Raw genomic sequence first — 11992 nt, 5'->3', positions numbered from 1 at the left:
AGCGTTCTCTAAATTATCTGTAGGAACGTTCTGAATGGAAGGTGGCAATGCGCTTTCACTTTTATTACCGGTGGCTCTGTTTATCATTATGCTGGGTATGGGACTGACACTGCAGGTAACTGCCTTTTCCCAGCTATGGCATCGGCCAAAGCCGATTGTTGCGGGCCTCATTCTGCAACTCATTATGCTGCCTGTTCTGACTTTTATCCTGGTAACGGCTACTAAGTTACCCGGTTTGCTTGCAGTAGGTCTGCTGATAGTTTCTTTTGCGCCAGGTGGTGCAACGTCGAATATGATCAGTCACTTGTGTCGCGCTGACACGGCTTTATCTATTGCCTTAACATCATTGAGCAGTTTGATCGTTCCCTTTACTTTGCCATGGCTTACCTGGTTAAGTATGAAGTATTTTCTGGGTGAAGGGGTAATGGTGGAGTTGCCGTTATTGATAACCATAATGAAACTGGTGATCGTGACTCTGGTGCCTGTGGCCGTTGGGATGATAGTTAACCATATCTGGCCAGAAGTTTGTCGCCGAATAGAGCGTCCGGTAAAAGTATTGTCGTTAGTCTTTATGTTCACTGTTGTTGTGTTGATTAGCTGGGCTAATCGAGCGGTGTTGCCAGAGTTGATACCGGTACTTGGCCCTGTTGTTCTTATGATGGTTAGCAGTGCTATCGCTTTGTCGGTATTTGTTAGTCGCTATTTGCTCCGACAAAGTACGGAGACGTCTCTCACGCTGGGTATTGAAACCGGTATTCAGAATGCTGGCACAGGGCTGCTGGTGACCGGCGCCCTGTTACAGCAACCGGAGATGTCGTTAGCGGTACTTCTGTATGGCATCCTGATGCAGTTGCCCATTGTGGCACTGATTTTGTGGCGCAACAGTGCGCATAGTCTTAAAGCGGTTTCAATCAATGCCAAGTAACTTATGGGTTTGCAAGCTTAGCTTCCATCGCGGGTATTGGAGACAGTATTGAATAGCATCCTGAGTATGGATGCGCTGCATGGGGCCGTCCATCGGTTGCAGGTAGAAGTGTTCGAAGTCCAGCGTTTTGAATAGTTCAGGTGCGGCCAGTGATTGAGGAAAGACCAGCTTAAGTTCATCACCACTTTTCTGGACTAATTCCGCATCCGCTTTCGGGCTGACACAGATCCAGTCGATACCCTCGGGTGCTGCAATAGTGCCGTTGGTCTCTACAGCAACTTCAAAGCCGGCCTGGTGAAATGCTTCTACCAGGGGTTGGTCAAGTTGTAAAAGAGGCTCTCCACCGGTGCAAACCACATAGGGACGCCCTTCATTTTGCGGCCAAAATTGTTTTATCTCATTAGCCAGCAGTGTTGCAGAGTCAAACTTACCACCGTTCTGGCCATCCGTGCCGATGAAGTCTGTATCGCAAAAATCACACACTGCTTTAGAGCGGTCCTGCTCACGACCTGACCATAAATTGCAGCCCGTAAAGCGACAGAACACCGCCGGACGTCCCGCTTGTGCGCCTTCACCCTGAAGGGTGTAGAAAATCTCTTTAACGCTGTAAGTTTTTGGCATCATAATACCTGACCTGATAGAAGGGCGTAGTCTACACAGTGATCAGCTCAGTTCAATAGATTCGTTGCATAGATTCACTGCAGGTTCTCTATTTAATTACCGGATCGGTATCAGACTAAATCACTAGTGCGCAAAGGTGACCCGGTAATTTGATTGCTGTATAAATGTGTTATAACTTACAGGGATTAGCTTATAACTTTTTTGTTCCTGGGTTTTATAATAATTAACTGAATTGATGGTGTCGAAAATGATGAGAAAAGTGTTTGCAGGTGTTCTGCTGGGGGCAGTTATTGCCAGTTCTCCTATAGCGATGGCAGAGGGGAAAAAGGCAAAAATATCGCCAGAGTTATTCTCTTTCAATGTGACCCATGATGGTGAAACCGTTGAAGTTATGCGTAACCAGGATCCTGAGAATAAAATTTCTGAACTGTACAACACTACTTTTCGTGGTATGCCGCAGGCAATGAATCCTTTTGCGCCTCATGAGGTTGAGACGCTGGGAGAGCGTGAGTTTACCGCTTACATGATCGATGCTCAGGAAGACGAGAGTATCATGATCGTCGATACCCGAACCGAAGGTTGGCATTTTCGTCTGACGATCCCTGGCTCAGTCAATTATCCCTTTACCCTGATGAAGGAAAAGGAAGATATGGAAGATGCTCTGGATGACTTTGGTGTCGCGATTGATGGTGAAAATTATGATTTCGACGGGGCGAAAACATTAGTGATGTTCTGTAATGGTTACTGGTGTGGCCAAACGCCAACCATGGGGCGAGCGTTGTTAGCTGCGGGTTATCCGGAAGAGAAGTTGAAGTATTACCGCGGTGGCATGCAGGCCTGGACTAGTCTGGGTCTGACTGTGGTAGGCGAAGCTGCAGAGTAAGCCTATTACTTGAATACTAAAAAGCCGTGCTGAGCACGGCTTTTTTGTTTTCAGTCGTTTATTTTAAGGGCGTTGAGCTTCGCCACCAAAAGCTTCAGTTAGCGCCGGAATCAGCCGGGTGAGTTCGAGTGACATTTGAACGAATTCAGCATCGAATTGTGCAAAAGCTTCATCCGGACTTTCCTGATCAAGTTTTTCTTTCAGCTGATCTGACAGTTTGATCCGCTTAATACAGAGATCATCCTGGAGAATGAAGTTAATACTTTCCTGCCATTCTAAAGCTAATTTAACGACACGTTTGTCTGCTTCGAGGTGCTGTCGAATCTCATCACTGCCCAGGTCCTGTCCTTTACATCGAATTACCCCCGTTTCAACAGTGCTATCACGTAGTTCGCATTCATCCAAAGGCTCCAGTCCGGTGTAGCGCTCTTGTGGGTGCTCTAGCCAGGTAGACATAACGGCGGAAGGTGACTGGTTAACATCGGGTAGAACAACAGGCAGAGAGCCCAGCAGGCTTCTTAGATGGCTAAGTAGATCTTCGGCGCGTTTATGGCTGCTAGCATCGACGATTAAGAGATTTTGAGCCGGGGCGATCAACGCCCAGGTTTTTTGATATTTACTAAAAGCGCGGGGTAATAGATCAAGCACAATTTCATCTTTCAGCTGATCTTTCTCTTTTTTATAAACTTTACGTGCCTGCTCGTCTTCGATGACTTTTACCCGGGCATCAAGTTGCTGTCGTATAACAGCAGAGGGGATTATTTTTTCCTCTTTCTGGCCAGCAATCAGCATAAAACCATTACCTGCATGTACCAGCATATCAGAGAGATCTCCCGCCGGGCTGACCCAGCCGAAACGGCTTAACTCCTGGCTACCGCAAGGGATGAATGCTTTCTCTGTGAGCTTTTCTTCGAGGGCTTCAGGGGTGTAGCTGAACGGCTGACTAAAACGATAAAAGATGGCATTTTTGAACCACATGGAATAAGCCCTTTGTGTCGAATAAAAAAAGAAGGCTATTGTAAAGAGATATGAGACTCCAGAACAGGACTGGTTGAAAAGATTATCAGTGAAGACTGAGAAGCTGGCTGTAGGCTTGGTCTATCGCTTTATCAACGTAATAACCATACATATCAACCGTATTAATACCGATCATTCTATCAGTGAGCTCGGAGCCATCACGAGGATCGATAAATAGCAGTGTTGGCGTGAGTGAATTGCTGTAGCGCTGGGCAAATTTATTAGCGGATAGTTGTTTTCCATCTACTGTTGTTAAGCGGCGACCATCATTGATAATGAGGTTGCGAAAAAGTAAACGGTCTTTGTACCGGCCACTGACCTGCATGGGCTTGAGAATTTCATCTTCTATGAGTCGGCAATAGCTACAATCTGGCTGGCTGATCAATACCAGCAGAAACCGTGAACCGGCTAGCTGTTGATCTTTTTTCATATTTTCCATCACTGGTATTTCAGAAGCCTGAATAATAGTACTGAGAAAGAAGACGGTTATCAGGCTTAGCCGGCTTAATAGCGGAGTCATAGTTGGTCCAGAAATTCGATAATGCCCTCTACGACTTCGTCTGCATATAAATCTCTGAAATAGTGATCAGCGTCCTCAATCAGGAGTGTCTTAGTATTAGCATTGTGAACTTCCGCCATCGCTTCAGGAAGGTTACTCACGGTCTGATCTTCAGAGCCGATAATTACCAGACTGGGGAGGGTTGTTTCCAGCAGTAAAGTTGGGGTGTTAAACCGAGGGTCGGGACGGTAATAATCGATAAAGCTTCCGGCTGTGGCTTTGGTATCAGCGCAGTAGATAAAATCGGTGGATATCATCATATCATCGGATGCTGCCTGTTTAGCTTGATTGAAAGCTGACACAAGTGGCTTGTTATAACGTTGTTCATAATTTTCACGTGCCGCCGCTTCACTCCAGGTTGCAGGGGCGATCAGTACCTGAGCAATTGCGTTATTTGGATGAGTGTCACTGTACCAGGCTGTTTGATTGCCTCCGCGAGAGTGTCCTACGAGAACAATTTCATCCGCGCCATGGTCTTTAAGCCATTTAAGCCAAAGGTCGATTTCATTGAGAGCGTCGGAATGCTTATGTTTGTGTGGAGTGGTGCAGTCGTACATCCCATGGCGGTTATCTATACCAAGGCTAAGGTTTATCGCCAGACTTGGAAGTTCTTCATCAGTGAGTAAGCTTTGCAGGGTGGAGATTATCTCCATCTGGTTATGCGCCAGTGTTCCATGGGTGATTAATGCAACTCTTCCGCTAAGAGGCTGTTCATCAATCCGCTGCAAATTGGCATTAAGGATAAGATTTTCATGCTTTATATTGACCTCTTCCGCGTATGAATGGCTGCAAAACAGAACTGAGATGACTAGAGCGGTGATATAGGCAGGCCGGTTAAACATAACGGTTTACTCTTACTTATATAGTATTTTTATCATTGTTATATTCATATAACCTAAAGAAATATGCAACTGTATAATAGTCGCAGATATTTTTGAAAGAGGATTGGAGGAGCGTATTTATAGTTGAATCATGCAGGGAAGCAGTCACGGCAATTGCTATCAGGAAGATAAAAGTACCGGACGCTGATACTAGACCAGGGAAGACCTGTAAAGCCATCCCCGGTGATAGGGTCTTTGATTAGAGTCCCTCGTAGGCGAGCAGCGCATGGACAGGTATGCCAGACTGCTGAATTTTTTCAGAGCCTCCAAGATCGGGCAGGTCAATGAGGGTTGCCGTTTCGTATACCTCTGCGCCTAACTCTTTAATAATAGTGCAGGCAGCGAGGACGGTGCCCCCTGTGGCGATAAGGTCATCAAACACAAGAACTTTATCTCCTTCAGTTACCGCGTCAATCTGCATCTCTACAGCGGCGGTACCGTATTCCAATGCATATTCTCGCTGAATTGTTTTACCGGGTAATTTCCCTTTCTTACGTACCAGGACCAATGGGATATTGAGTTGATATGCCATGATAGAGCTGATGAGAAAGCCTCGGGCGTCAATGCTGGCTATATGAGTAATATCAGTATCGATATAACGCTGGATAAATTCATCAGAGATCATGCGTAGCGCTTTTGGATCTTTAAACAGAGGGGTGATGTCTCTGAACATGACGCCGGGTTCCGGCCAATCCGGAATCGTGCGCATGACTGACTTTATGTAACATTCATCGAAGCTCATCAGAATTACCTTAAAACAGAATGACTTTGGAGACAAAATAATACCCGCTAAGTGCGGGTATTACTTTGCTTCAGATGGGAAGTTAAGTGCTAGGGCAGGATTTCTCTTCACAGGTTTCTTCTTCCTGTGATTCACCCGAGAGTTTGAAAATCTCATCAATATTGGTTAGCTCAATCTCTTTACCATCGACCCGAACCAATTCCATTTTCTGGAACCGGGTAAAGATCCGGCTAACAGTTTCGACCGCAAGCCCCAAATAGTTACCGATTTCGTTACGGGACATTGAAAGCCGAAAACTAATGGCTGAATAGCCCCGTGCTTTGAAACGGTTAGATAGCTTAACCAGAAATGTCGCGACCCGCTGTTCCGCGTTTTTCTTACTTAATAACAGCATCATCTGCTGATCATCGCGAATCTCTTTGCTCATCGTACGAAGGATCTGGCGGCGCAGTTCTGGAAGTTGTCCAGAAAGGTCATCGAGTCGCTCAAAGGGGATTTCGCAGACGGTGGTGGTTTCCAGAATTTTTGCCGATACCGGGTATTCTTCATTATCAAAACCACTCATTCCAACCAGTTCACCTGGGAAGTAGAACCCGGTGATCTGCTCTTCGCCCTCGTTAGTCAGAGTATAGGTTTTGATCGTGCCCGCACGGATAGCATATACAGATGAAAAAGGTTCGCCTTGGTGGAACAGGTGTTCACCTTTTTTGAGTGGGCGGCTTTTATCGATAATATCGTCAAGCCGGTCCATCTCTGTCATATTGAGGGACACGGGTAAGCACAGTGAGCTCAAGCTGCAAGTACCGCAGTGGACCTGTTGCAAGCTATGTAGTTTCCCTTCAGATGCCTTATGGTTACCCATAAATGATGTCCTGTATTCGTTGTTATAGACGTAGCTAACACAAGATTATCTACTAAAATTCGAGCCGGGTGAAGCTTTTCCCGTATCAAATGATGCGGGAAAACCCCTTTGTCGGCGACTGCTTTGGAATATACGCGTCAAATGACATGCATATTCTGCGGATCAGCAGCCGTCCTGCCGGGGTCACTTCAATGTTGTCATCAGTGAGTACAACCAGGCCATCCCCAGTGAATTTTTCCAGTTCCTGCAGTTCTTCAGTAAAGTAGTCAGCAAAGGATATTTCAAACTGATCTTCAATATCTTTTTTATGTAACTGGAAATGACAGATTAATTGGGTAATCACTGCTCGGCGGATTCTGTCATCCCGTGTCAGGGTGACCCCGCGCTTAATAGCATCATTACGTGATTCTACTGCAGCAGAATAAAGGGCGATGTCATGTTCATTCTGATAGTAAACATCACCAATCTGGCTAATAGACGACACACCCATGGCTACCAGATCGCAATCACTGTGAGTCGTATACCCCTGGAAATTTCGATGTAACTTCCCGCTTTGTTGAGCCAGGGCCAGTTCGTCATCAGGTTTAGCAAAGTGGTCCATGCCGATATATACATAACCTGCATCAATTAGTTTGCTAATCGTTGTTTCTAGAATGGCCAGCTTAGTCTCAGGGCTAGGCAGATCTTCAGCTTTGATATGACTTTGTGACCTGAATCGGTCTGGCATATGAGCATAGTTAAATACCGATAAGCGATCAGGGTCGAGCTCGATAATGGTATCAAGGGTTTTCGTGAAGCTATCCAGGGTCTGGTGTGGGAGACCATAAATAAGGTCGATGTTAATTGAGCGGAACCCCAGGCGACGAGACTCATATAATACATCGGCGATCTCTTCTACGGGCTGCACCCGGTTCACCGCTTCCTGCACTTTAAGCTCGACATCCTGAACACCAAAACTTACTCGATTGAAACCGATTTCACGCAGGACTTTTAACATTTCGTGATCGACTTCACGGGGATCAATTTCAATTGAATAGTCTCCGGAGTCATCATCCAGAAGCTTGAAATTATCACGCAACTTCTGCATCAGCTGGATCATCTGATCATTACTGATAAAGGTCGGAGTACCTCCGCCAAAATGGAGCTGCTCAACAACGCGATCTTCGGAATACCATTCTGAAAGCTGAGCCATCTCTTTATACAAGGTATCAAGGTAGGGTTGTGCTTTCTTTCGGTTGCGTGTGATTACCTTATTACAGGCGCAGTAATAACAAACGTGAGCACAAAAAGGGATATGTACATAGAGTGACAATGGGGTATTAAGGTCAGCAGTTTGTTGGCCTGTGTTAACCAGTTCGCTAGCAGAAAGTTCAGGATCAAACTGTATTGCCGTTGGATACGAGGTGTAGCGCGGGCCTGATAGGTCATAGCGGCGGATCAGATCGAGATCCCATTTAATCAGATTGTTCTGGTTCACAACATTTCTCACTTCTACAGCAAAGGGTCGATTATAGAGCTTTAAATCGTGCCGGTATTGATGTTTATCAAGCTAGTGTAAGTCCGAGTCCCTGCCAGGGGATGGTATATAGCCCAAAAGCTATGATCATAACGCCCGCAACGGTTTGGGCTTTGCGGTTTTTTAACAAGGCTTGTACCTGACTGGCGAGCAGGCCCGTTGCAAACATGGCCGGAAGGGTGCCCAGGCCGAAACTAGCCATCATTAACGCAGACTCTGTCCAGTCACCAGCGGTGGCACTCCAGATGAGGGTGCTGTATACCAAACCGCAGGGTAGCCATCCCCAAAGTAATCCGAGTGCTAGTGACTGAAGAGGTGTTCGTACCGGGAGCAGTTTACGGCTTAATGGCTGAATATGTTTCCACAAATGACTACCTTGCCGTTCCAGGTAGCTGAGACCTTTCCATATCTGAGCAACATACAGGCCCATCATAATGAGGATTGCGCCAGCCATACATCGCAGAAATAATGATACCTCAGGAGAACGAATCAGCCATCCAATGCTTCCCACTATGGCTCCCGCCAGTGCGTAGCTCAGGATGCGGCCTGAATTGAAGCCCAGCAGTAGTAGCGCTGGCCGTTGGTTCTGCCGGTCAATGCCCATTGCAACAGCACTGGATATTCCGCCACACATGCCCAGACAATGGGCGCTTCCCAGCAGACCAAGGAAAAGGGCAGTAACAACGGAAAGAGGCTCAGTCATTCGTTTTTTCTATAGGCTTTGCAGGGGATTTAGCATCGTCGGGAATGAGGTGCTCATCGTCATCATAAAGAATACTATGGGCAGGTGATTCAAGATCATCATACTGACCGCTATTCACTGACCAGAAAAATCCCCAGATAGCTAAGCCTGAAAATACAATAGCGATAGGGATAAGCAGGTATAAAATATTCATGGTGTAGTTATCTTTCTTGATGGTTCGGGTAATTCTACTTGATTGCTAGGGGGAAGTTTAGACAGTCTAAGGGCGTTACCTACGACGACTAAAGAGCTGGCAGACATACCAATAGCCGCCATATAAGGGGCTATCATACCGGTAGCAGCAAGCGGTAGCGCAATCATATTATATAAAATTGCCCAGCCAAGGTTCTGGCGGATAATGTGTTGGTTTTTTCTAGCCAGTTGCAAGGCCTGGGGAAGTCGTTGGAGCTCTCCTGAAATAAGGACCGCATCAGCATTGGTCTTAGCTAAGTCGGTGGCTGAGCCCATCGCAATGGAGGTCTGTGCTCCAGCCAGTACAGGGATATCATTGATTCCATCGCCTACCATAATAACACTGGCGCCTTGTGCCTGAAGGGATTGGATATGTTCTAGTTTTTGTTCTGGCGAAACGCCTGAAAGAGTGTTTTTAATACCCAGTTCTTTAGCAATATGGCTGACAGCGGCGGAACTGTCTCCAGTGAGCATCTCAACTTGCAAACCCATGCGGGTGAGTAGATTAAGGGCGCTTTTTGCTTGTTTTCTTGGTGCGTCACTCAATCCTATCCAGGCAACAGGTTCTGCGTCAGAAGCTAGCAATAGCCACTGCCCGTGGGCATCCGGGGCATCGTCATAGCTGAGTATTTGAGAGCAGTATTGGCTGGCAAAGGCGGGTTTACCAATAAGATAGCGTCGTCCGTCCACTTGCCCCTCAAGACCTAACCCAACATGATTGGTTATTTCGGCGGCCTGTACAGGTTCCATCAGTTTTGCCTGTACATGGAATGGTTTGGCAATTGGGTGTTCGGAATGCGCTTCCAGCGCACAGGCGATCGCTAGCGTCTGTTCATAGTTGGCATCACCAAGTGGGATAACGCTCTGGAGCGAAAGGTTACCTTCTGTCAGTGTGCCTGTTTTATCAAAAACGATGTGAGTCGCTTTAGCGAGGCTTTCCAATACATGGCCCCGGGTTATTAAGAGACCGTTTTGACGTAGGGTGCCAGTAGTAACGGTTAATGCTGTCGGTGTTGCTAAAGATAGCGCGCAGGGGCAGGTGACTACGAGCACTGACAGGGTGATCCAGAAAGCGTGTTCGGGCGCTATAAACCACCAGCTGATCCCAACAATTAATGCTGTTATTAATACAGCGGCAACAAAATAACCCGCGAGTTTATCCGCGATCTGGGCTGCTTTGGGTTTATCTTCGTGTGCGCGTTCCAGAAGCCTGACAATAGCGGAAAGTTGTGTGGCTGCACCGACCTGAGTAATTTCGACTTGTAGCGGGTTTTCAACATTAAAGGTGCCACCAACAATCGTATCTCCGCAGGCCTTGCTGACCGGTAGGTATTCACCGGTAAGAGCAGACTCATCAATGCTACTCTGGCCTTTGAGAATGATGCCGTCAGCCGGTACGGTATGACCCGGCTTAACGAGGATTCGATCGCCAACGTTCAGTTCATTTGCCGGGATCATTAGCTCTTCGTTATCTCGCAACAGGATAGCGCTGGCAGGTAGCAGGTTAAGCAGAGAGTTTCCTGCACGGCCTGTACGGTGTCTGGCTTTCATCTCCAGAAAGCGTCCGATAAGCAGAAAGAATGTAAACATGGTAACCGAGTCAAAATAAACCTCGCCTGATGCGGTTACAGTCGCCCATACGCTAGCCAGATAGGCGCCGCCGACAGCGAGTGACACGGGTACATCCATAGTCAGATGACCGGTTTTAATATCTCTGATAGCGGCACTGAAAAAAGGCCGGGCAGAGTAGATAACAACAGGGGTAGCTAAGACCAGGCTTGCCCAACGAATAAAAGTGACCAGATGGCCTTCTAAGCCTTGAATGTCACCGGCGTAAAGGGCCATAGCTAACATCATCACCTGCATACAGAAAACGCCCGCAATCCCCAGTCTTCTGGTTGCTTTTCGGGTTTCTGATGCTAGCATCTGTTCCTCTTTATCAGGGTGGTACGGGTGTCCCTGATAGCCGATACGATAGATCGATGTGAGAATGCTGCTAAGCGGTATTTCGGCACTATTCCAGCTTAATTGTGCGCGATGGTTGGTCAGATTTACGGATGCCTTGGTTACGCCTGGCAGGTTACTAATATGATGTTCAAGCAGCCAGACGCAGGCGGCACAGGTAATACCTTCGATAACGAGTGATGCCTGCTTGATGCCGTCTTCATCTTCCGTAACGAATGATCGCTGTATCGAAGGCTGGTCATACAGAGCGAGCTCAGCGAGTAGTTGTTCAGGAATTGAGACGTCTGTGAATTCAGGTGAGCGTGTTTCACCAGTACGGTGTTTATAATAATTCTCGAGTCCGCCATCTGAAATTGCCTGAGCGACAGCCTGGCAGCCAGGGCAACACATAGGCTGGGGTTTGCCGTTGATCAGAGTAACAAAGTTAGAGTGGGGGGGGATATCAAGGCCACAGTGAAAGCAGCCTTGATCGGTTTTACCTGTTTCTTGGTGGGCATTCATGAATAGCGTTTACTCAGAGCCGAGTTTAAAAATCTGCTCGTCGTAAGGCGGTTCTACTTCAAGTCTTAGTTGCCACGCTTTATCAGCGGGTTGAATAATCAAAAACTTACGGCCTTGTAAGGTTTTATCGAGAGAGCCGGTATAGTAACCAGACTGAAGTTCACGCAGGGGTACCAGAATGTCCAGTGATGCTCTGGAAGGGTGGCCAATAATCAATTCCAGCTGAGGCGGTAGTGAACCGGCTTTTGAGGTATTAAGTTTAACAACGACATCGCCGGTTAATTGATCCAGCTTCAGGTCGCCATATAGTCCTATGTTACGTGCTGCTTCGATACGTGAGTTATCAGCATGAAACGCTTTCGCTTTTTTGGTGTACTCATCAAGAACGACACCATCGTTGGTGACAATAGAGGCGGTGATATAGACAGTTGAGTACAGAACAGTGGCGATTAGAGGCGCCAGAATGAACCATAACCAGGGTTGTTTATGCCATGGGCCGGAGTGTTGATCAGTCATAAGATTCCTTATTAAAAAAGAAATAGCTGCTCGGAAATAATTCCGGCAGCTATTTTAACTCAGTCGGCTA

General features: G+C 46.9%; 13 protein-coding genes. 2 read left to right on the top strand and 11 right to left on the bottom strand.

Annotated elements, in window-relative coordinates:
• Nucleotides 1–34: 34 nt before the first annotated feature.
• Entirely contained in the window at nt 35–925 is an 891-nt protein-coding gene (locus tag AMJAP_RS09730; protein ID WP_019622215.1) for a bile acid:sodium symporter family protein, read from the top strand.
• Here AMJAP_RS09730 and queE read toward each other — a convergent pair.
• Nucleotides 908–1549 (bottom strand): 7-carboxy-7-deazaguanine synthase, encoded by a 642-nt coding sequence (queE, locus tag AMJAP_RS09725; RefSeq protein ID WP_019622216.1) that lies wholly within the window; start codon nt 1547–1549, stop codon nt 908–910. The two genes, AMJAP_RS09730 and queE, sit on opposite strands and share 18 nt — an antisense overlap.
• Before the next feature lie 244 nt (nt 1550–1793).
• Here queE and AMJAP_RS09720 point away from each other — a divergent pair, with 244 nt between their 5' ends.
• Nucleotides 1794–2429 (top strand): rhodanese-like domain-containing protein, encoded by a 636-nt coding sequence (locus tag AMJAP_RS09720; RefSeq protein WP_019622217.1) that lies wholly within the window; start codon nt 1794–1796, stop codon nt 2427–2429.
• A gap of 63 nt (nt 2430–2492) precedes the next feature.
• Here AMJAP_RS09720 and rdgC read toward each other — a convergent pair whose 3' ends face one another.
• The 10 genes from rdgC to AMJAP_RS09670 form a co-directional block, all read right to left on the bottom strand.
• The gene (rdgC, locus tag AMJAP_RS09715; RefSeq protein ID WP_019622218.1) at nt 2493–3407 is read right to left on the bottom strand and encodes a recombination-associated protein RdgC; all 915 of its coding nucleotides are present in this window, start codon (nt 3405–3407) and stop codon (nt 2493–2495) included.
• 85 nt (nt 3408–3492) lie between these two features.
• Nucleotides 3493–3966, bottom strand: a complete 474-nt coding sequence (locus AMJAP_RS09710; RefSeq protein ID WP_019622219.1) for a thioredoxin family protein — start codon at nt 3964–3966, stop codon at nt 3493–3495.
• Nucleotides 3963–4847: an alpha/beta hydrolase gene (locus AMJAP_RS09705; protein ID WP_019622220.1), complete on the bottom strand. Its 885-nt coding sequence runs from the start codon at nt 4845–4847 to the stop codon at nt 3963–3965. The genes AMJAP_RS09710 and AMJAP_RS09705 overlap by 4 nt, the downstream gene beginning before the upstream one ends.
• Nucleotides 4848–5085: 238 nt before the next feature.
• Complete coding sequence (locus AMJAP_RS09700) at nt 5086–5628, bottom strand: adenine phosphoribosyltransferase (RefSeq protein WP_019622221.1); 543 nt, start codon at nt 5626–5628, stop codon at nt 5086–5088.
• An 82-nt stretch (nt 5629–5710) separates the two neighbouring features.
• Nucleotides 5711–6490, bottom strand: coding sequence for a fumarate/nitrate reduction transcriptional regulator Fnr (gene fnr / locus AMJAP_RS09695; RefSeq protein ID WP_019622222.1), 780 nt, complete (start codon nt 6488–6490; stop codon nt 5711–5713).
• 85 nt (nt 6491–6575) lie between these two features.
• Nucleotides 6576–7967, bottom strand: a complete 1392-nt coding sequence (gene hemN / locus AMJAP_RS09690; RefSeq protein WP_019622223.1) for an oxygen-independent coproporphyrinogen III oxidase — start codon at nt 7965–7967, stop codon at nt 6576–6578.
• Between the two features lie 67 nt (nt 7968–8034).
• Nucleotides 8035–8709, bottom strand: a complete 675-nt coding sequence (locus AMJAP_RS09685; protein WP_019622224.1) for a sulfite exporter TauE/SafE family protein — start codon at nt 8707–8709, stop codon at nt 8035–8037.
• Nucleotides 8702–8902, bottom strand: coding sequence for a cbb3-type cytochrome oxidase assembly protein CcoS (gene ccoS, locus AMJAP_RS09680; protein WP_019622225.1), 201 nt, complete (start codon nt 8900–8902; stop codon nt 8702–8704). Before ccoS ends, AMJAP_RS09685 begins: the two co-directional genes overlap by 8 nt.
• Entirely contained in the window at nt 8899–11406 is a 2508-nt protein-coding gene (locus AMJAP_RS09675) for a heavy metal translocating P-type ATPase (RefSeq protein ID WP_019622226.1), read from the bottom strand. Before AMJAP_RS09675 ends, ccoS begins: the two co-directional genes overlap by 4 nt.
• A gap of 9 nt (nt 11407–11415) precedes the next feature.
• Nucleotides 11416–11922 (bottom strand): FixH family protein, encoded by a 507-nt coding sequence (locus AMJAP_RS09670; RefSeq protein ID WP_019622227.1) that lies wholly within the window; start codon nt 11920–11922, stop codon nt 11416–11418.
• Between the last annotated feature and the right edge of the window lie 70 nt (nt 11923–11992).

It is taken from the genome of Amphritea japonica ATCC BAA-1530, from assembly GCF_016592435.1.
GTDB lineage: Bacteria > Pseudomonadota > Gammaproteobacteria > Pseudomonadales > Balneatricaceae > Amphritea > Amphritea japonica.
Note: the sequence above shows the minus strand (reverse complement) of the source record. Positions and strands in the feature narration are given on the sequence as shown.